Annotated in this window: 20 protein-coding genes; 10 read left to right on the plus strand and 10 right to left on the minus strand. The window is 52.3% G+C overall.

All coding sequences use genetic code 11. The annotated features are described in order from the left end of the window. Positions 1–83 precede the first annotated feature (83 nt). From potA to ABYA77_RS10700, 8 genes are all read left to right on the plus strand, one after another. A complete protein-coding gene (gene potA, locus ABYA77_RS10665) occupies positions 84–1,205 on the plus strand; it encodes a spermidine/putrescine ABC transporter ATP-binding protein PotA (RefSeq protein ID WP_372965950.1) in 1,122 nt (373 codons plus the stop codon). Then, the gene (gene potB, locus ABYA77_RS10670) at positions 1,198–2,055 is read left to right on the plus strand and encodes a spermidine/putrescine ABC transporter permease PotB (RefSeq protein WP_372965951.1); all 858 of its coding nucleotides are present in this window, start codon (positions 1,198–1,200) and stop codon (positions 2,053–2,055) included. The genes potA and potB overlap by 8 nt, the downstream gene beginning before the upstream one ends. Next, positions 2,052–2,822, plus strand: coding sequence for a spermidine/putrescine ABC transporter permease PotC (potC, locus tag ABYA77_RS10675; RefSeq protein ID WP_372965952.1), 771 nt, complete (start codon positions 2,052–2,054; stop codon positions 2,820–2,822). The genes potB and potC overlap by 4 nt, the downstream gene beginning before the upstream one ends. After that, positions 2,819–3,859 (plus strand): extracellular solute-binding protein, encoded by a 1,041-nt coding sequence (locus tag ABYA77_RS10680; protein ID WP_372965953.1) that lies wholly within the window; start codon positions 2,819–2,821, stop codon positions 3,857–3,859. Before potC ends, ABYA77_RS10680 begins: the two co-directional genes overlap by 4 nt. Before the next feature lie 154 nt (positions 3,860–4,013). Then, entirely contained in the window at positions 4,014–5,090 is a 1,077-nt protein-coding gene (locus ABYA77_RS10685) for an extracellular solute-binding protein (RefSeq protein ID WP_372965954.1), read from the plus strand. A gap of 5 nt (positions 5,091–5,095) precedes the next feature. Beyond that, on the plus strand, positions 5,096–6,190 hold the full coding sequence (locus tag ABYA77_RS10690; protein WP_372965955.1) for an ABC transporter ATP-binding protein: 1,095 nt from the start codon (positions 5,096–5,098) through the stop codon (positions 6,188–6,190). Continuing rightward, a complete protein-coding gene (locus ABYA77_RS10695; protein WP_372965956.1) occupies positions 6,187–7,047 on the plus strand; it encodes an ABC transporter permease in 861 nt (286 codons plus the stop codon). The genes ABYA77_RS10690 and ABYA77_RS10695 overlap by 4 nt, the downstream gene beginning before the upstream one ends. 4 nt (positions 7,048–7,051) lie before the next feature. Continuing rightward, complete coding sequence (locus ABYA77_RS10700; protein WP_372965957.1) at positions 7,052–7,909, plus strand: ABC transporter permease; 858 nt, start codon at positions 7,052–7,054, stop codon at positions 7,907–7,909. A gap of 57 nt (positions 7,910–7,966) precedes the next feature. Here the strand turns inward: ABYA77_RS10700 and ABYA77_RS10705 are convergent, their stop codons facing one another. From ABYA77_RS10705 to ABYA77_RS10740, 8 genes are all read right to left on the minus strand, one after another. After that, a complete protein-coding gene (locus tag ABYA77_RS10705) occupies positions 7,967–9,379 on the minus strand; it encodes an alanine/glycine:cation symporter family protein (RefSeq protein ID WP_372965958.1) in 1,413 nt (470 codons plus the stop codon). A 149-nt stretch (positions 9,380–9,528) separates the two neighbouring features. Then, positions 9,529–9,972, minus strand: a complete 444-nt coding sequence (locus tag ABYA77_RS10710) for a universal stress protein (protein WP_372965959.1) — start codon at positions 9,970–9,972, stop codon at positions 9,529–9,531. Between the two features lie 32 nt (positions 9,973–10,004). Then, the gene (locus ABYA77_RS10715) at positions 10,005–11,291 is read right to left on the minus strand and encodes a TRAP transporter large permease (protein WP_372965960.1); all 1,287 of its coding nucleotides are present in this window, start codon (positions 11,289–11,291) and stop codon (positions 10,005–10,007) included. A gap of 31 nt (positions 11,292–11,322) precedes the next feature. Beyond that, entirely contained in the window at positions 11,323–11,919 is a 597-nt protein-coding gene (locus ABYA77_RS10720; RefSeq protein WP_372965961.1) for a TRAP transporter small permease, read from the minus strand. A 120-nt stretch (positions 11,920–12,039) separates the two neighbouring features. Then, complete coding sequence (gene dctP, locus ABYA77_RS10725; protein ID WP_372965962.1) at positions 12,040–13,068, minus strand: TRAP transporter substrate-binding protein DctP; 1,029 nt, start codon at positions 13,066–13,068, stop codon at positions 12,040–12,042. Between the two features lie 140 nt (positions 13,069–13,208). Further along, positions 13,209–13,748, minus strand: coding sequence for a YqiA/YcfP family alpha/beta fold hydrolase (locus ABYA77_RS10730; protein WP_372965963.1), 540 nt, complete (start codon positions 13,746–13,748; stop codon positions 13,209–13,211). Between the two features lie 64 nt (positions 13,749–13,812). Next, positions 13,813–14,550, minus strand: coding sequence for an oxygen-insensitive NADPH nitroreductase (gene nfsA / locus ABYA77_RS10735; RefSeq protein WP_372965964.1), 738 nt, complete (start codon positions 14,548–14,550; stop codon positions 13,813–13,815). A 146-nt stretch (positions 14,551–14,696) separates the two neighbouring features. Beyond that, a complete protein-coding gene (locus ABYA77_RS10740) occupies positions 14,697–15,746 on the minus strand; it encodes a cytochrome-c peroxidase (RefSeq protein WP_372965965.1) in 1,050 nt (349 codons plus the stop codon). Between the two features lie 244 nt (positions 15,747–15,990). Here ABYA77_RS10740 and ABYA77_RS10745 point away from each other — a divergent pair, with 244 nt between their 5' ends. Then, the gene (locus tag ABYA77_RS10745; protein ID WP_372965966.1) at positions 15,991–16,536 is read left to right on the plus strand and encodes a rhodanese-like domain-containing protein; all 546 of its coding nucleotides are present in this window, start codon (positions 15,991–15,993) and stop codon (positions 16,534–16,536) included. 39 nt (positions 16,537–16,575) lie between these two features. Here ABYA77_RS10745 and ABYA77_RS10750 read toward each other — a convergent pair whose 3' ends face one another. Together ABYA77_RS10750 and ABYA77_RS10755 are read right to left on the minus strand one after the other, a co-directional pair. Further along, positions 16,576–17,538 (minus strand): SLAC1 anion channel family protein, encoded by a 963-nt coding sequence (locus ABYA77_RS10750; RefSeq protein WP_372965967.1) that lies wholly within the window; start codon positions 17,536–17,538, stop codon positions 16,576–16,578. An 89-nt stretch (positions 17,539–17,627) separates the two neighbouring features. Beyond that, entirely contained in the window at positions 17,628–18,092 is a 465-nt protein-coding gene (locus ABYA77_RS10755; RefSeq protein ID WP_372965968.1) for a hypothetical protein, read from the minus strand. 197 nt (positions 18,093–18,289) lie between these two features. Between ABYA77_RS10755 and ABYA77_RS10760 the strand changes: the two genes are divergently transcribed. After that, positions 18,290–19,444: tetrathionate reductase family octaheme c-type cytochrome (locus ABYA77_RS10760; protein ID WP_372965969.1), on the plus strand; the 1,155-nt coding region annotated here is incomplete at its 3' end.

Below are 19,444 nucleotides of genomic sequence, written 5' to 3' on the forward strand. Positions count from 1 at the left end.
CGGGATTATGGAATATCCCGACGCCCCTTTTTGTTTGCTGAAGTTTCTGGAAAAATAGCGCGCTCACTCTATAGGCAGGGCCGATGACACAGACACTGCTATCCCTTAGTAGGCTATCCAAGCAATTTGACGACAGAAAGGTAGTGGATTCGCTGGATCTTGAGATCTTCGATGGTGAATTTATTACTTTGCTGGGGCCGTCTGGTTGCGGCAAAACCACGTTGTTGCGAATGATGGCGGGTTTTGAGCACCCGGATGAAGGCTCCATCACTCTGGGAGGTCTGGATATCACTCATACGCCCCCGGAAGGGCGTCCGCTGAATACGGTATTCCAGAACTATGCGTTGTTTCCCCACATGACGGTATTCGATAACGTGGCGTACGGTCTGAAGATGGAGAAGCGTCCGAAGCCCGAAATTCAGCAGCGGGTTGAAGAGGCCCTGGCTATGGTGCAACTGGAAGATTTTGCCAGGCGCAAGCCACACCAGCTTTCAGGCGGTCAGCAACAGCGTGTCGCAATTGCCCGGGCCGTGGTCAAACGCCCGAAAATGCTGCTACTGGATGAGCCCCTGTCAGCGCTGGATTACAAACTACGTCGTACCATGCAGGTAGAGCTCAAACGCTTGCAGCGTGAGCTGGGTATTACCTTCGTGTTCGTGACCCACGACCAGGAAGAAGCCTTGTCGATGTCTGACCGCGTGGTGGTTCTGAAAGATGGCCTCATTCAGCAGTTGGGTACGCCGCGCGAGGTGTATGAGCGCCCGGCCAATCTGTTTACCGCTCGTTTTGTGGGCGAAACCAATTTCTTCCCGGGTCGGGTGGATGCTATTAATGATGACAACACCATTACGGTAGATGTTTTCGGTCTGAAACGCCGGTTCCGTAAACCAGACTTCCCTGTTTCTGATGGGCAGCCTTTGCATGTGCTGCTTCGCCCGGAAGATATTCGGGTATTGGCACCGGGCGATAAAGATGGTGTAGCGGGTAAAGTGGTGGAACGGAACTATAAGGGAAGTACCCTGGATTCCGTTATCCACTTACCTGACGGGACCGAAGTGCTGGCTTCTGAATTTTTTGATGAAGATGACCCGGCCTTCGACTACCGCCTGGGTGAGCCGGTCAGAGTTAGCTGGGTGGATGGTTGGGAATGGTTGTTGCCTGAAGAGCCTGCCATTGTGACCGGGGATGAAACCGTTGATGGGTAACACTCTGCAGCAACCGTTCAGGACCGCCGTATTGGTTCTGGTGTGGGGTTGGTTGCTGTTTCTGGTGCTCACCCCCAACCTGCTGGTTGTTGGCGCGAGTGTCATGACTCGGAGCCCGGGCAGCTTTATTTCGTTGCCGATTAACTTTGATGCTTACCGCCAACTTCTAAATCCGCTGTATCTGGATGTATTCCTGCATTCTCTGTACATGGCGGCCATGACGACGTTGATCTGTTTGTTGATCGGCTATCCCTTTGCCTGGTCTTTGTCGAAAATTGCCAGAAAACACCGGGTATTACTGATTTTCCTGTTGATAGTACCGTTCTGGACGAACTCTTTGGTGCGTACCTACGCCCTGAAGTTGATTCTGGCGACCAATGGCTTGCTGAACAATGGTTTGATCGCCATCGGGATGATCGATGAGCCTATGCAGATGTTGTATACCGAAGGGGCCGTCATCATCGGCTTGGTGTATCTGCTGTTGCCGTTCATGATCCTGCCTTTATACACCGTATTTGAAGATTTGCGCGAAGACCTGTTGCGGGCTTCCCACGACCTGGGCGCAGGCCGGTTCTCGACGTTTATTCATGTGATTGTGCCTTTAACCCTGCCGGGGGTTCTGGCTGGTGTCATGCTGGTTCTGCTGCCAGCGATGGGGCTGTTCTTTGTGCCGGATATCCTGGGTGGTTCCCGCAATCTACTGGTGGGTAACGTCATCAAGAATCAGTTTCTGGATGCCAGAAATTGGCCTTTTGGAGCGGCGGCCAGCATCATGCTGACTCTGGCGATGGCATTTTTAATGTTTGCCCACCGCCTGAGTAAGCGGCGTATCGGGGAGGATGGCGTATGAATCGTTGGCTGCCTCGCGCATACCTGAGCCTGGTTTTCTTGCTGCTGTACGTGCCTATCGCGGTGCTGGTGGTCTTCTCATTTAACGACTCTCGAACCGGCTATGAATGGGGCGGGCTGAGCCTGCGTTGGTACGAGGCTTTGTTCAATAATCGGGCCATGGTGAAAGCCATGTGGAACTCGTTGTGGCTGGCACTTTCTGCCGCCACCGTATCTACACTGATCGGTGCGCTTACTGCGTTGGCCTTGCATCGCTACAGGTTCCGGGGCAAACAGTTACTCAATGGCATGCTGTTCATTGTAATGATGTCTCCTGAGATTGTTCTGGCCATTTCGTTGCTGGCGCTTTTCTTGTTGGTTGGTCTGCAGTTGGGCTACGTTACTCTGTTGCTGGCTCACGTTACCTTTTGTCTGCCGTTTGTGGTGATTACTGTCATGGCAAGGTTAAGTGGCTTTGATGAAAGATTGCCAGAGGCCGCGCGGGATTTGGGCGCCAGCGACTTTACAATGACCCGCACTGTACTGATTCCGGTTATCATGCCGGCTTTGCTGGCGGGTTGGCTGCTGGGATTTACGTTGTCACTGGACGATGTGGTCGTCAGTACCTTTGTCAGTGGCCCAAGTTATGAAATTCTGCCCTTGCGCATCTACTCCATGGTGCGGGTGGGACTGAAGCCGGAAGTAAACGCCCTGGGCTCGCTGTTGCTGGTGTTTTCACTAGTGATGCTGATGTTGTCTCAATGGATTCTGTTAAGGAGCAAACGATGAAAAAACTGGCACTGGCCACCATGCTGGCGGTAGGTCTGACTGGCTGCAGCAGTTCCGAGGAAACACAGGTTCTGAACCTGTACAACTGGTCGGAATATATGCCACAGGAAGTACTGGATCGCTTCACAGAAGAGACTGGTATCCAGGTGGTCTACACCACTTACGACAGCAATGAGGCCATGTATGCTCGCTTGAAATTGCTGGATGACAGCGCCGCCTACGATCTGGCTGTGCCTTCTACTTACTACGTGAGTAAGATGCGTCAGGAAGGTCTGCTGATGCCGATCGATCAGAGCAAAATCGAAGGTTTTGATAACCTTGCGCCGGAGCTGGTGAATCTGGATATCGATCCGAAGAATGAATACAGCGTACCCTTCCTTTGGGGTACGACTGGTCTGGCGGTGGACACGGCCGATATTGAGGGTGAAGTGACCGCCTGGGCTGACCTGTGGGATGAGCGTTACAAAGGTAGCGTCATGCTGACCAATGATATGCGCGAAGTATTCCACGTAGCACTGCGGGTTCTGGGCTATTCTGGCAACAGTACCAACCCGGATGAGATTGAAGAGGCGTACGAGAAGCTGGTGGAGTTGATGCCATCGGTTCGTACCTTCAATTCCGATGCTCCGCGTATGCCTTACCTCGAAGGTGAAACTGACATCGGGATGATCTGGAACGGTGAAGCGGTGATGGGTCGTGAGGGCCTGCCCACACTGGAATACGTGTATCCGGCTGAAGGCATCATTGCCTGGTTAGACAGTTTCGTGATTCCTAAGAGTGCGAAAAACCCGGATGCGGCGCACAAATTCATCAGCTTTGTATTGCAGCCGGAAATCTCCGCGCTGATCAGTGAAGATATCGGCTATGCTACGCCAAACCTGGCGGCCCGTAAGTTGTTGGATGAATCTGTTGCGAATGATCGCGCGAGCTACCCGAACTCGGACGATATGGTGAACGCTGAATTCCAGACGGATATTGGTGATGAAGCCCTTCAGGTTTATGCGAAGTATTGGGAAATGCTGAAATCTGGCCTTTAAGCCGGATTAACGTCTGAATCATTCGAGAACGGAGGCTCCGGCCTCCGTTTTTTTATGGCCATGTTTCACAAAACTGTCATACATGGTCTATAACTTCCTGATAACAAAATGTTAGCGAAATACTTCGCCACAATTATCAGAGGAATGAGCGAGCATGAATTCACGCAAAACACGGAAAGCGGCATTATTCTGCACCTCCCTTATGGCGGCATCTGCTTCCAGTCAGTTGCTGGCGGAAGAACTCCGGCTAATTACCTGGGGTGGTTATGCCCCGGCTGACGTGGTTGCCCAATTCGAGAAAGAGACCGGCATCGATGTGCAGATCACTTTGTCGAACAACGAAGACATGATCTCCAAACTCCGGGCGACAGGTGGTGCAGGCTTTGATCTGGCCCAGCCAAGCCAAGACCGCATTGTAGGTGTCCAGCGCCAGTTCAATATCTACAAACCGATTGATTACAGCCGCATCAATACGGACCAGTTACAGCCGTCTATGGTCAAAGCGACTCAGGAATCAACAGCCCTGAACGGAAAGTCCTATGGTGTACCATCTGTATGGGGCACCAGTGGCCTGATTGTGCACAATTCTGTGGCGGATACTGTTAAGGACTACACCGACCTGTGTGATCCTGCCGTGTCTGGCAAGGTCAGCTACCGACTGAAACGCCCGACTCTGATGGGGTTTGCTTTTGCAATGGGCATGGACCCGTTTGCGGCCTACAACGATCGTGACGAATATCAATCGATCATGGCAAAAGTCGAAGGCAAGTTGATTGATTGCAAGGCCAATGTAAAAACCTATTGGACCGGTGGCGACCAGCTGTTGTCCCTGCTTCGTACTGGTGAAGTTAATGCGGCGATGGCATGGGATGCTGGCGGTTGGAAACTGAATGCCGAGAATCCCGAGATTCAATTTGTAGCTCCGGAATCTGGTGCTTTAGGCTGGATCGATACCTTCGCCATTCCTCGTCGTAGCGAAAACGAAGATGCGGCCTACAAATGGATCAACTTCGTAATGCAGCCCGAGATCGCAGCGAAGATCACTAATGCTTCCGGTAACTTCACGGCCTCCAGAGGCGCTGACGAGTTTGTGAAGGCAGATCTGCGTGATGCCTACCGCGCCAGCTTCGATGAGCAAGCCATCAGCAACATCAAGTGGTACCCACCTGTTCCGCCAGGACTGGAAGCTATGGAAGGGCAAGTGCTGGATCGTGTTCAAGCAGCGAACTGATTTATATGGCTACAGAATCAGACCTTTCCTGTCATGGGCTGGTGAGGCGCTTTGGCGCCCATACGGCGGTAAATAATATCTCCCTGGACGTGCCTGCGGGCACGTTCTTCTCCATTCTTGGGCCTTCAGGCTGCGGCAAGACCACGTTGTTGCGTCTGTTAGCCGGCTTTGACAAACCGGATGAAGGAGACATCTACATCCGTGGGCAGCGCATGAACGATGTGCCGCCCAATCGTCGGCCGGTGAACATGGTGTTTCAGCATCTGGCTTTGTTTCCTACGATGACGGTAGGCGACAATATTGGTTACGGGCTGAAACGGCGTAAAGTGCCAGTGGCCGAACGTCGCAAACTGACGGCCTCGGTTTTGGAACAGGTAGGTTTGCCGGGTTTAGAGAACCGTAATCCTATGGAGTTGTCCGGTGGCCAGCGCCAACGGGTAGCTCTCGCCCGATGCCTGGTATTGAAACCAACGCTCTTGCTGCTGGATGAGCCCTTGGGAGCGCTGGATCTCAAACTGCGGGAGCAGATGAAGGTTGAGCTTAAACACCTGCAGAAGCAGTTTGGCACCACCTTTGTGTATATCACTCACGATCAGTCTGAAGCCATGGTGATGTCTGATCAGGTGGCCGTTATGAAAAACGGCCGGTTTGATCAAGTGGCACCGCCGGAAGAACTCTACCGGGAGCCGGCAACTCCATTTGTGGCAGGCTTTGTCGGTGATAACAACCGGTTGGTCGGCGAAGTGGTGTCGGTGATGGATAATCTGGCTGAAATTCGTCTGGATGACGGAGAGCGGGTTCGGGGCCGTGTCGCCTCCGCCGGTTTGCAGCAGGGCGCGCGCGCCGAGTTGTACATTCGGCCCGAGTCGCTGGTGTTTGTGAACGATAGTCACCGTGATGGCTATTCTGTTATGAGAGCTAACGTGCGAACAACGCTGTTTGATGGCGCCAATAGCCGGGTAGAAGCAGAAAGTAGCGGCCAGCCGATCTATGCCAGGTTGCCTCAGGATGGATCAGCACCAACATTAACGGCTGACAGTGTGATTAATCTTGCCTGGGATCCGATGTTTGCCCGAGTCTTCGGGGTAGACAGGTCATGAAATCCTCTGCCGGTCGCCTTTCACTCTGGTTGTTGTTAACGCCATTTGTGTTGTGGATTGTGTTGCTGGTTCTGGTGCCACACCTACAGATGCTGAGAGTGTCGTTTCAGGTGCGGGAAAGCTGGGATACGCTGGCCTGGGGGCTGGAGCAATATCAGAACTTCTTCACAGAGTCCTACTACTGGCGAACCTTCGTGCGTACGGGCGTCATGTCCCTGCTTACCACCTTCCTGACGCTGTTGATTGCCTTCCCCATTGCCTGGTACATCGCCAAAATGGCCCGGGGCCGGGCCAAGGGCCTTCTCTTTCTGGCCTGCCTCATTCCTTTTTGGGCCAGTGAGTTAGTACGTACTTACGGCTGGATGATTCTGTTGCGTGAAAGTGGCCTTTTCAGCTCATGGCTTCAGGCATTGGGTTGGGTCGACGGTCCGGTCGAGATGCTCTACAACGATGTGGCAGTCATTATCGGGCTGGTCTACAACGGTTTGCTGTTCATGGTGGTGCCATTGGTCACAACTCTCGATGGCATGGATGAGAATCTGGTGGAAGCTGGCTACGATTTGGGCGGAGGTCACGCCACAGTCCTGCGCGAAGTGGTGGTGCCTTGGGCTATGCCAGGTATTGTCTCCGGTTGCATTGTGGTCTTCATGCTGACACTCGGAAGTTACCTGACTCCCATACTGATGGGAGGTAAAGACAGCGCCTGGTTTACCGAACAGATTTTCACCCAGTTCATTACCCGGTTTAATTGGGAGCAAGGAGCTGCCCTGGGGGTATTATTGCTGGTGTTGTCGTCGGTGATGGTGTGGCTTGGGCTGAGATTGTCCGGCCAGTCTTTGCGCAAGGTTATGGGGTGAAATCATGATACGTTCAGTACCCCGGTCTCGATTGTTTGATGGCATCTACCTGGCATACTTGCTGGCGTTTTTTGTTTACCTGGCGTTGCCCCTGCTCGTTACGGGAGTTTTTGCTTTTAACGATTCCCCGTTTCCGTCCCTGCCTTGGGAAGGGTTCACGCTGGACTGGTATTTTGCTGATGGCTCTGAAGGGCGCACAGGCCTGTTCCATGATGACAGTTTGCTTAGTGCTCTTTGGGTCAGTACTAAAATTGCCTTTTGGGTTACGTTAGTCAGCGTCGCACTGGGTTGTGTGAATGCGGTATTGTTTGAGCGGCTACAGTTCCGAGGCAAGGAGTTTTTATATTTGCTGATGTTGTTGCCACTGGTAATTCCCGGGGTCATTCTGGGCGTGTCTATCCTGGTGTTCTACAGTGGCACCGCAAACGAAGTCTCCCGGCTTTGGGGGCTCGAGCTGGATATCTTCCGGCCGGGCATGACGCTGGTGGTGATGGGGCAGGTAACGTTTATCACCACGTTGGCCACTCTGGTGATCGGAGCAAGGCTTAGAAAGTTCGATCCGCAACTGGAAGAAGCTGCCCTGAACCTTGGGGCTACACCTTTGGTGGCCTGGTTTACCGTGACCCTGCCCTGGCTGGTGCCCTCCATTTTCGGGGCGGCTGCTATGGCCTTTCTAATGTCATTTGAGAATTTCAACACTACCGTCATGCTGACCGGCAGTGATACGCCGTTGACGGTGGCGCTGTTTAATCGCTTGCGGGAAGGTTCTACGCCGGTGCTGAACGCCGTGGCCCTCTTTCTGATGGCCGTCTCTGGGTTGTTAGCAATGCTGACGTTGCGGCAAAACCGGGGGCGTGAATAAGTAGAGAGGAGGAATGCCCCGGCGGCGATCAGAAGATGGCTGCCGGGGGTGTGTTGATCAGTGCCAGATATTACTGTCGATTTTCTCGTGCAGTTCTGGGTAATTTTTTGATTTGAATTGTGGAACCAGGCCTTCCTTGCGCTGAGCGAGATAATCTTTCGTCAGTTTTACGACCGTGCCTGACAGCAGCACAATGGCGATCAGGTTGATGGTTGCCATCAGTCCCATGGATGCGTCCGCTGCATTAAACACCGTTACAACGGCTTCATAGCCTCCCCAAATCACCATGCCCAGAGCAGACAAACGCAGTATGGTAAGGCCAAGAGTATTGCCGCCTTTCAGGTACACCAGCGCATTTTCGGCATAGGTGTAATTCGCCACAATCGAGGTGAATGCGAAGAACAAAATAGCGATGGCAATGAAATAACTGCCAAATTCACCCAGGTGCACTTCCATCGCTTGTTGAGTCAGTTGGGTGCCAGTGACGCCTGAACCTGGTTCCAGAACCCCGGCCAGCAAGATCATGATGGCGGTAGCCGTGCACACAATGATGGTATCGATGAATACGCCAAAAGCCTGAACAAGTCCTTGCGAGGACGGATGGTGAGGTGCCGGAGTAGCTGTGGCGGCAATGTTCGGCGCTGAGCCCATGCCTGCCTCGTTGGAGAACAGGCCGCGCTTGATACCGTTAAGCATAGCGGCGGTAATCGAGCCAGCGACGCCACCAGCGGCCTCTTCAAGACCAAAGGCGCTTTTCACGATCAGAGCCAGCACCCCGGGGACTTCAGTAATGTTCATCGCCATAACGCCCAGTGCGAGCAACACATACGCACCCGCCATAAACGGCACGACGAATTCAGCAAAACGAACGATCTTCCTCAGTCCACCGAAGATAACAACGCCGGCACATACCGCAATCACGATACCCACGCCCAGTTTCGGAGTGCCAAAAGCGCCCTGCATGGCATCGGCAATGGAGTTTGCCTGAACCGCATTGAACACCAGGCCAAAAGAAATAATCAGACAAACGGCAAAAATGGCAGCAGCCCAGGGTGCGTTCAGGCCTTTTGCAATATATACAGCGGGGCCGCCCCGATACTGGCCTTTGCCGTCTCGAACCTTGTAGAGCTGAGCGAGTGTGCTTTCAGCGTACCCGGTTGCCATGCCCACCAAGGCGACCATCCACATCCAGAAGATAGCGCCAGCGCCCCCCAGGTAAAGTGCCACGGCCACACCTGCAAGGTTGCCAGTACCGACTCGCGACGCGAGACTGGTGCATAAAGCCTGAAATGGGGAGATACCATGAACATCGCTTTCACGGGAGCCGCGAATGGCACGTACCATTTCACCGAAGTGAATGAACTGCAGAAAACCCAAGCGGATGGTGAAAAAAATACCTACAGCGAGCAGGCCGTAGACGAGGACATAGCCCCAAAGAATCGAGTTAAGAAAATCGACAATTGCAGTCATCGACACGCGCCTGTGATTTGTGAATGGGAGTTAATCTCAAGGCGGGGCAGTTTAGCACGGTAAAATTTTGATCAGCTTGCGGATATCCGTGATATCCCGACCGCTAAAAATTTGCTGTCGGGATCAGTTTAGAAAGGGAAGTTACCTTGTCAGACCACTAACACCGGGCATTTTGCCTGGGACGCAACCCGGTGAGACACGCTGCCCAGGAACATGCCATCTTTGTCGCTGTTGGTGCCTTTAGTGCCTACCACAATCAGGTCGGCTTCTTTATCCTGGGCAAACTTCACAATGACTTTTGAGGGCCGGCCGGCCTTTACGAAACCGCGAACATTCGTAGCCCCGTGTTCCTTTGCAAATTCCTTAGCGTGGTTGACCACTTCTTTTGCGTAGTCAGACAGCACTTTGTCCGGGATCTCCATATCATCCGGGCGACCTATCGACAGGGACGCCTCAAACAGACTGTGATGCTTATAGACGCAGATAATGAAGATCTCCACGTCAGGCATAAGCCTCTGTAGTTCAATCGCCTTATCCAGCGCCCTTAGCGATGTTTTGGAGCCATCAACGGCAGCCAGAATTCGTTTGAACATAGCAATCTCCGATTATTTGCCGGAAACCAGGCTTACTGTGGGTAAGCCAGATCTCTAAGGAACAACGCAATTTGTGGGAAGGCGATGATCAGCCCGGCTGCCGCGACCAACATGAGGATGAACGGTGGTGTACCACGAATAACTTCCAGATACGGTCTTTTGAAGATGGCTATGGCTGTGAAAATGTCACAGCCAAAGGGTGGAGTTGCTGAGCCTATGGCAACCTGCAGTGTAATCAGCACCCCCACCAGAACAGGATCAAGGCCCGTAGCCTGGATAGCCGGTGCGAAAATCGGGGTAAGCACCAGAATCACCACAATCGGGTCGACAAACATGCAGGCGATAAAAAATGCGACACAAATTGCGATCAATACGCCCACCGGGCCTGCATCGTTTACACCGACAGATTCCAGAATGGCTTGCGGGATCTGGGCAAACGAAATGATCCAGGAGAATCCGTTGCCAACAGCCACCAGAATGAATACCACCGCGGTAATCAGACCGGTCGATTTGGCAATGCGGTAAATATCATTAAGTTTCAAAGAACGGAAAATCATGAATTCCAGTAAAAAGGCGTAGAGTACACAGACTGCTGCAGCTTCTGTCGGACTGAAAATACCGCCATAGATACCACCAACAATAATGACGGGGAACATCAGGGGCCAGGACGCATCCCGTACCGATAGAGCGCGTTGCTTCCAGGTGGCTTTTGCTTCGGTGGGTACGTCGTTCTTATAGGCGTAAATCAGGCAGTAGATCGAAAACATCACGAGAATCAGAAGGCCGGGCCCGATGCCAGCAATGAACAGTTCAGCGATAGATGTTTCGGAAATAACACCGTAGATGATCATCCCGATACTGGGAGGAATCAGGAAGGCAATGTCACTGGCGTTGATGATTAAAGCCAGAGTAAAAGAATCGGAATAGCCAGCCTTTAGCATTTTGGGGCGTAGAGGTGAGCCCACTGCAACAACGGTTGCCTGAGTCGAACCTGATACGGCCCCGAACAGGGTGCAGGAGGTTGCAGTGCTGATTGCCAGGCCGCCTTTAACATGCCCGATAAACGACATGACCATATTAATCAGCCGGTCGGCCGACTGGCCCCGGGTCATGATGTCGGCAGCCAGAATGAACATAGGTACTGCAATCAATGACGCCGGCCGGATGCCACCCATCATCTGCTGGATGAATGTGCCCATCTGGCCGAAGCCATCGAACATCATTACAAAGCCGACCACCGCGGCGGTGGTCAGTGGGATCATCATCGGAAAGCCCATAAGCAGCAGCCCGATCATGATGACCATCATAATAGTTGCCATAGTGTCCTCGACCTCTGGGATTTAAGCGGCTTTAAACTTCCGATTCGGTATCGGCATAACCATCAACAACACCAGTGGAAAGGTAAACATCTTTACTGGTGAAGTTTTTAACGGCGGTGAGGAAGTACTGCGTGCCGGTAACGGCAAAGCCAACAGGAGCCCAGATATAAATCCACCAGATGGGCAAGCCCAGTGCAGGAAGAATCCGGCCCCGGCTCTGTAGGGTTTCGATGTACCCGTAAGAGTGATAACACAGGAAAAACATGACGACAGAGGTGAATAGCGCGATGACAATCATCAGCACTTTTCTTCCGCTGGCAGGGAATGCATCGTAAACCGCTGACATGCGAATGTGGCGACCATGTCTGGCCGCATAACCTATGCCTGCAAAGGTAATCAGAATGATGAGGATGCGGTTGATTTCGCCGGAGAAGAACAGACCTTCTCCAAATACGAAGCGGCCAATCACGTTCATACAGGTGTTAATGGCCATCAGAATAACGCCGGCGGCGAGTATCACTGCTTCGGTTTTGGCAATCCATTCGTCAATGATGCCAAGGATGCCAGGCAAACCGGACTCGTAACTGCCGGTATCGTCTTCAACAGCCTCTTGAGGATGTTCAGACATGGGGTGTGCTCCACAACTGGTCGCTCCCGGCCGGCAAAGTCAAAGTCCCCCAGCGGGGCGGGGTTGAATCTGAGTTAAACAACAAAGGGCGGCCTTGGGCCACCCTTTGTCTTTTTCGGGTTACTCGCCTTTAACGGCTTCGAGGTCAGCCTTGAACTGCTCAAGAAGCTTCTTGCCGCTGTCGCCGGACATCTCGATAAACTTCTCTTCAACCTGAGGCGCACGGGCCCGGAATACGTCGATCTGTTCTTCGGTCAGGCGGGTTACAGTGACTTTATCGCTCTTGGAGGTGATCTTGTTAAGTGCTTCATCCGCCAAACCATCGATGTGAACGATGATTTCTTCGAAGGCAAAATCTGCGGCGTCACGTACCAGTTTTTTGTCTTCGTCCGACAGACCGTTGTAGAAGTTCTGGTTTGCCATCATGGCGGTGGTGAACCAGCCGTGGCCGGTGAATACCAGGTTTGGAGATACCTCGTACAACCCGCCGGACTCAATCCAGAATATCGGGTTTTCCTGACCTTGAATCATGTTGGTTTGCAGGGCACCGTACACTTCACCCCAAGGTAGCGGGGTTGGTGTTGCGCCGAACGCAGAATAGGTTTCAGACAGAAGCGGGTTAGTCATTACCCGGATCTTTTTGTTTTTGAATTCTTCCGGAGAGGTGACCGGCTCGTCCACGGTCACGACCATTTCCCCTTCGGGGTACATCTTCAGCAGTTCCAGGCCTTGCTCGGAATAGAGTTTGGGGAAAGCTTCGTTGATGGCGTCTGATTCACGGAAGAATGTGATTACCGTGTTCATATCGGTGGGCAGAAGGTAGGGGATGAAGAAAATCTGCGCTTCTGGAATCAGGGAGCCAGTAAAGCCAGGGGACTGGTTTACAAAGTTCAGGATGCCCGCCTGGGTCTGCTCCATGATGTCGTCAGATTCGCCCAGTTCACCGAAACGGAAAATCTGTAGCGTGTGGTCTGAGTTTTCTTCAATGTATTCTTTGAATTTGTAGGCGTATACGTCTTGAACATCACCCTCGTATTCTTCGTGGGCATAGCGCCAGTTGGCGGCATTTACGGCGTTAGCAGCCGTCAACCCGGCAAATGCCAATGCTGAAATACCGACCAGTTTCCGGAATTTGTTTGTGCTGTTCATTACGTGGTCTCCGCTCGTTTTTTTAGTCAATTCCTTGTTGCCTTATTAAAGACTGGCAAATCAAAGCTCGTTTCGCAAGAAATTGACCAAAATTAGAATGAATCGGGCGGCGCTTTTTGGTGCTTTACAAGTATTTGATTTCAGAATGTATTCTGTTTTTTCAGACAGGCTTCCATGAAGTACCGGAATTCTTGGGCGACCCTGCCCACGCTGTTCTCAAGCCGATGGCCGTCGGATAAAATCAGGGTATCCAGTGCCTGCTCCCGGGCTAGTTTCAGGACGGGTAATATGGGCACTACATCGTCATTCCAGCCATGAATAATTTGTACGTAACTGGCACGAATAACCGGGCTGGACTGTGGGTATTTGGGCAACGCTAATGCCGGGGCCAGCAGAAAACAGCCCAGAACGGGTATTTGTGAGCTGGTTTGAGCACATACCCAGCCCCCCATGCTGGAACCCGCCAGAATAGTGCGTTCTGGTTTAGCTCCAGCAGCTTCCATGGCACTGCGCATTTGCAAAAGACGTTCTTCGGGGTCTTTCGTGTTGCGATGATCGATCGCTTCTGCTCTGACCCCCGGAAACTCCTCGGCCACGGCTTTCATGGCCTGAACTTTGGTTCCGTTCGGGCCGCTTTCGAGCCCGTGTGAGAGGAAAACGAAAAAGCTGTTGTCAGTCATCGGATAAACTCTGGGCCAGAATATTCAGTGTATGCCGGCGTTATTCCGGCGGTCAGAAAGGCCTTTATTTCACACCGAACCCACGTTTATTCAAGAACTCTTTCATGTGTGGGCGCAGTTTGCTGGTGAACAGTGGCTTCAGCTGTTCTGACCAGTTGGTATTTTTATTGCCGCCGGTACGTTCTTTGTAATAGCGAGCCATCGTGTCGTCAAACTCAGCGACCAGTGCTTCGTCGTCAGAGTCGTCGTAGACATCTTCTTTCAGAATAGCAGCCAAGGGAAGACGAGGCTTTACTTCCGGGTTTTGATCCGGGTAGCCCAGACACAAACCGAACACGGGGTAAACATGTTGCGGCAGTTTCAGAAGATCACTGACCTCTTGCGGATTATTGCGAATGCCGCCTATATAACAGATGCCCAGGCCCTCAGATTCGGCGGCAACGACTATATTTTGGGCAATCAGAGCGACATCAATGCTGGCAACCAGCAATTGTTCGGTCATGCCCTGAATGGTTTCAGCGCCAGCCCGTGCGGCAGCTTCTGTAGCGCGTTTCATGTCGGCACAGAACACCAGAAAATCTGAAGCGCTTGCCACATAGGGTTGTCCTCCAGCTAGCTGGGCCAGTTGTTGGCGGCGCTCAGGGTTCACAACGTGGATAATGGTATAGGCTTGTACATGATTTGAAGTGGCCGCACTCTGGCCGGCCCGGATCAGTTCTTCAAACAGCTCTTCCGGGATCTGTTGATCTTTGAACTTTCGGATGGAACGGTGGGATTTCAGGCGTTCGATTGTTGGATTCATGGCCCCTCATCGGTGTCAGGTAAATGCAGACGATAGCTTTCTTATCAGGGGCGGTGCAACCGTACAAAGGTCGTTGCACGTTTCCCCCGGACATAAGAAAAGCGCGCCGATTGGCGCGCTTTAAGGTCACTCGCTGATGGCTGTAGTCAGAGCACCATGTCCACAGGCCGTGGCGTTTTAGATGTGCTCGGTGGCAGCTGCGGGTAGCGTACTTCCGGCATTTCTCCGGTCAGGGTTTTCAGGAAAGCGACGATGGATTTCACCTCATCATCATTCAGTTCCGTACCCAGCTGGGAGGTGCCCATAACCGATACGGCTTCTTCCAGGCTCCAGATTGCGCCGGAATGGAAGTAAGGTGCGGTCAGCTCAATATTTCTGAGGGGAGATGCACGGAACACATACTCGTCAGAGGCGGTTTCAGTTACCGCAAAACGACCTTTGTCGCCCTCTGGCAGGATGTCGCCACCCGGGCGGGTTACCAGACCGAACGGGAAGTAGCTTTGGCCGCCAACGTTCACACCGCTGTGGCATGCGGTACAGCCACGATCCATGAACAAGGCCAGACCTTCTTTTTCAGTTTCATTCAACGCGGAGGCATCACCACGAAGATACCTGTCGAAAGGTGCATCCGGGGTGATCAGAGTGGCCTCGTAGGCTTCAATGGCAACGGCCATATTGTCGAAGGTTACGGGGTCATCTTGCCCAGGGAAGGATTCCTCAAACAGCTCGATGTATTCGGGCATACTTTTTAGTGTGGTCACGACACGGTCGGGCGAGCTACTCATCTCAACACCCGCCTGTACAGGCCCCTTGGCTTGCTCTGCAAGATCTTCTGCACGACCATCCCAGAACTGCGCCGCGTTGAACACAGCATTGAAGACTGTCGGGGCGTTGCGTGGCCCTTTCTGCCATCCGTGACCAATAGAAACAGCCAGCTCATCATCACCGCCGAGGCCCACATTGTGGCAGGTGTTGCAGCTGATCAGGTGGCTGGCCGACAATCGTGGTTCAAAAAACAGCATTTTTCCCAGCGTAACCTTGGCTGGCGTTAACTCGTTGCCATCGATGACCGGGGGGGTTTGAGGTACAGGTTCAAATATGGCGTTGGCGCGCTCCATAAGCTCGTCTGCGGCAGCAGAACCGGCCATTACACCAAGGCTGAGTGCGAGAGCGGTAATCAGAGGGCGTTTGGTCATAGTATTTTCTCCTTATGAGACGGCATAGCCTCTTCACTTAAAGGTAACAAACCCTCTAGGAAGTGCACGGAGAATTGGCGTTTCTCGATGCTAAATTTGACGTTCGTCAATATACGGCTTGTTGCAGAAAACTGTCTTGATGATGCGGCATATGGCCGCTGATGTTTCGGGTAAACGTGCTATCAAAATTATGGTTATATCGTTATTCTTAAGTGAATTATCGTTAAAAAGTGAGGAGGGTGTTATGAGAACATTAATGTTATCAGCAGTACTCATGTTCGGGTTGGTAGCGGCCGCCCAGGCTGAGGAAGCTTTGTCGCTCACTCCGCAAGAAACTCAGAATATGGTTCAGGAACGGGGCGATGAAATACTGTTCATTGATGTTCGTGATCCGGTGGAGATTATGTTCATCGGCTTCACGGATTCAGTTGACCAGAATATTCCGTTCCAGATGGTAGACCGCACTCGTTTCAATGATGAGAAACAGGTGTTTGCCATGAGTCTTAATGAAAATTTTGTGGCTGAAATTGATGAGGCTTTGGCAAACAAAGGCCTTGACCGGAACTCCCTGATCATCACCATGTGCCGTTCTGGTTCGGCCCGGGGCAAGCCCAGTGCTGACTACCTGCTGGAACGAGGCTTCACAAATGTGAAATACGTGGACCATGGTTTCCAGGGTGACTCCCTGAAAGAGGGACCTCAAAAGGGAATGCGGTTGAAGAATGGCTGGCAGAATTCTGGTCTGCCCTGGTCTTCCAAGCCTAATCCTGAAAAGATTTATCGCCCATAGGCAACAGGGAGCCCACTTTGGTGGGCTCCCTGTCTCTTGTTATTCATCGATACAGATCTCCCGTCGGGCAACCGCAACAGCCGTTCTTGCCAGTAAGCCTGTGATCAATACCACTAACAGCACCAGAAGGATGGCTCCTAGCCATTTAAAGAATGGATTACCCAGTAGTTGATACATGCTCAGTGTGGCAAGCGTGACTGCTGCCATGGGGAATGAGTAAGCCCACCATGAAAGGAAAAATTGCAGCTTGAGAAACCTCGAGGCCTGAGTGAACAACATCAGGGTAAGAAACAGTGCGCTGTAGTACAGGATGCGGGCGAATGCATCCAGTTCTCCGTTTAACTGCATCCATGAGATAAAACCGATACCCGGTGGTGCGATTAAAATGAAGAGCGTTGGCAGAAGCTTGCCTGGCAGTGGATGATGGAAAAACATGCGGTTGAAGATAATGGCGAGTAACACTATCCAGAACACCAGACCGATGCTGAAGAAGAACCAGGAAAGCTCCACAAAACCATGCTGAACTCCGGCGATAGGCACCAGAATATTGCCGACAATGGGAATGAACCAGGCCGGATTCATATGGTTAATTTCAAAATGGGTGTGGTGAATCCAGGCAGACAACACATACAAGGTAAAGCACAGGTGCAAAGCGGCACCGACTCCCCAGATAAGGAGTGAGGCACTTTTCTGATGCGGCAGCATGGCAATACTGATCAGCACCAAACCGATGGATATCGTGGGTGCAAAATTAAGTTTTACCGGATGATTCAATTCTGCCCTGACATGCTGGGGGTAGCGGATAATTTTCAGCAAATAGAGTGCGGCCAGGGAGATAAACACCGCGATAGCCAGCGTTAGAAGCACAACGCTGGCGGTGTTATTGAGTTCGAAAACCATTTCGGCCCGGTGTAACGCCAGGGTCAGGCCGGCCAAACCCATCACCATGGCAAACCAGGAAACGGGGAAATTCTGCAGACGGGAAGTATCTGTTGGCACCATCGACAACCTCAGCATGTCATCTTTGTGTTTGAAAAACGCCAACCTGTGAGTGGTTGGCGTTGGGTCAGCAAGATATGACCGGTCTTGCTTCAGAAGCTGTAAATTCGCATCTTCCGGTTGAGCATCTGGCTAGCCATTTGCGGTGGCATAGCAACGCCCACGCCATCGATCAGGTCTTCTTTTGTATGCTCGCTATTTGGCAGGTACAGAGCACAAACGTTGGCAACGCCACCGGATTTCAGCAGGCCTCTTAACATCTGGCCGGGCGTTACATTGCGCGGTGCCAGGGCGTCGCCTTTATAGGTTTTGAGGGCCAGGTCACCGGCTTCGTCGCACAACAATACGTTCACCTTGGCCCCCTTCTCTGCCATGGTGTTGGCAAGCACCATAGCCATGCCTTGTGTCTGATTGGAGGCGCTGGACAGAATTACTAATACTTCTTCTACGATTCCGCCCTTGCTGGAACGATTTTCCTTCTGTTTATCCGCCATTGCGTGTGCAGGAACGAGTGCGACCAGGAGGGCCAGAGTCAAGACTTTGATGGTGTTCGTCATGAGGTATGTCCTTTGTTTGGGATTTATTTCTGATTCCAGTATAGAAGCGGAAAAACAACGTGTTCAGTGACATTGTTACTGTGGTTAGTTGTTGGCTGGATAAATTGATTTTACTCAAGGAGCTGATAAATGTTCTGTGGCGGCGGGAATAATTGTCTACACTGTCTTTCGGGACATCCGGATGCTTGGTGGGTGATATGAGTAATGCAGTAAAGGGGGTGACGTCCTCCTCAGTACGGTTTTTAGCCATTGCCATGATACTGCTGCTGGGGGCGGTGGTGCCTGCGCAAGCCCTGGAGAAACGACCGACGACGGCGGATCACAGCAAGTTCAAGCCCCTTAAAGGGCCGTTTGAGAATGTTGAAGATGTCACGACTGCCTGTCTGAGGTGCCATACCGAAGCGGGCGATCAGATTCGCCAGACCACTCACTGGACCTGGCTCTATGATCACAAGGAGACCGGGCAGGTTCTGGGTAAGAGTAAGGTTGTCAACAGTTATTGCGGTATGGCTATTACCAATGAGCCGCGTTGTACGTCCTGCCATGTGGGCTATGGTTGGAACGACATGAAAGAACCGCCTCCGCAGGCAGAAAACGCAGTGGATTGCCTGGTCTGTCACGACACCACGGGTGAGTACTGGAAGTTCCCGACGTTAGCCGGTTACCCCACATCTATACCCCGGGAGTGGCCCAAAGGCAGTGGAAAAATGGTGATGCCGCCGGATCTGGCCCATATTGCCCAGAATGTCGGGGCCAGTGGCCGGGAAAACTGCGGCAGTTGTCACTTTTATGGTGGCGGTGGTGATGGTGTCAAACACGGTGATCTGGACTCTTCTCTGGTCAACCCCCCTAAATATCTGGATGTGCATATGTCGCCGGATGGGCTGAACTTTGGATGTTCAGACTGCCATACCACCTGGGGGCATGCGGTGACCGGTAGCCGGTATCAGACCAATGCCCGTGACACGGTTGGAATTGACGTGCCGGGGCATACAGACTTTACCCGTGCGAGCTGTGAATCCTGCCATGGCGATGCTCCCCATGAAAAATCAAAACTGAATGATCACGTAGACAAACTGGCCTGTCAGACTTGCCATATACCGGCGTTTGCTCGTGGTGGTGTTGCTACCAAAACCTGGTGGGACTGGTCTACAGCGGGTCGGCTCGATGAGGATGGTCAACCGATCAAGGAATTCGACGAGCAGGGAAATCTCAGTTATCTGAGTGAAAAAGGGGATTTCCGTCATGGGGAAAATGTGGTGCCGGAATATGCCTGGTTTGATGGCACGGTGAAGTACACCCTGGTGGATGAGAAACTGGATATCGAGCATCCACCCGTGGCGATCAACCGG

The organism is Marinobacter sp. (assembly GCF_041595835.1).
GTDB lineage: Bacteria > Pseudomonadota > Gammaproteobacteria > Pseudomonadales > Oleiphilaceae > Marinobacter.

Bases quoted from the DNA above. Each gene is read 5' to 3' on its own strand.
- ABYA77_RS10715 (WP_372965960.1), bottom strand. From the start codon at position 11,291: ATGGCAACTATTATGATGGTCATCATGATCGGGCTGCTGCTTATGGGC.
- ABYA77_RS10740 (WP_372965965.1), bottom strand. From the start codon at position 15,746: ATGACCAAACGCCCTCTGATTACCGCTCTCGCACTCAGCCTTGGTGTA.
- ABYA77_RS10755 (WP_372965968.1), bottom strand. From the start codon at position 18,092: ATGACGAACACCATCAAAGTCTTGACTCTGGCCCTCCTGGTCGCACTC.
- ABYA77_RS10685 (WP_372965954.1), top strand. From the start codon at position 4,014: ATGAATTCACGCAAAACACGGAAAGCGGCATTATTCTGCACCTCCCTT.
- nfsA (WP_372965964.1), bottom strand. From the start codon at position 14,550: ATGAATCCAACAATCGAACGCCTGAAATCCCACCGTTCCATCCGAAAG.
- ABYA77_RS10730 (WP_372965963.1), bottom strand. From the start codon at position 13,748: ATGACTGACAACAGCTTTTTCGTTTTCCTCTCACACGGGCTCGAAAGC.
- dctP (WP_372965962.1), bottom strand. From the start codon at position 13,068: ATGAACAGCACAAACAAATTCCGGAAACTGGTCGGTATTTCAGCATTG.
- ABYA77_RS10750 (WP_372965967.1), bottom strand. From the start codon at position 17,538: ATGGTGCCAACAGATACTTCCCGTCTGCAGAATTTCCCCGTTTCCTGG.
- ABYA77_RS10680 (WP_372965953.1), top strand. From the start codon at position 2,819: ATGAAAAAACTGGCACTGGCCACCATGCTGGCGGTAGGTCTGACTGGC.
- ABYA77_RS10705 (WP_372965958.1), bottom strand. From the start codon at position 9,379: ATGACTGCAATTGTCGATTTTCTTAACTCGATTCTTTGGGGCTATGTC.
- ABYA77_RS10695 (WP_372965956.1), top strand. From the start codon at position 6,187: ATGAAATCCTCTGCCGGTCGCCTTTCACTCTGGTTGTTGTTAACGCCA.
- ABYA77_RS10710 (WP_372965959.1), bottom strand. From the start codon at position 9,972: ATGTTCAAACGAATTCTGGCTGCCGTTGATGGCTCCAAAACATCGCTA.
- potC (WP_372965952.1), top strand. From the start codon at position 2,052: ATGAATCGTTGGCTGCCTCGCGCATACCTGAGCCTGGTTTTCTTGCTG.
- ABYA77_RS10745 (WP_372965966.1), top strand. From the start codon at position 15,991: ATGAGAACATTAATGTTATCAGCAGTACTCATGTTCGGGTTGGTAGCG.
- ABYA77_RS10690 (WP_372965955.1), top strand. From the start codon at position 5,096: ATGGCTACAGAATCAGACCTTTCCTGTCATGGGCTGGTGAGGCGCTTT.
- ABYA77_RS10720 (WP_372965961.1), bottom strand. From the start codon at position 11,919: ATGTCTGAACATCCTCAAGAGGCTGTTGAAGACGATACCGGCAGTTAC.
- potB (WP_372965951.1), top strand. From the start codon at position 1,198: ATGGGTAACACTCTGCAGCAACCGTTCAGGACCGCCGTATTGGTTCTG.
- ABYA77_RS10700 (WP_372965957.1), top strand. From the start codon at position 7,052: ATGATACGTTCAGTACCCCGGTCTCGATTGTTTGATGGCATCTACCTG.
- potA (WP_372965950.1), top strand. From the start codon at position 84: ATGACACAGACACTGCTATCCCTTAGTAGGCTATCCAAGCAATTTGAC.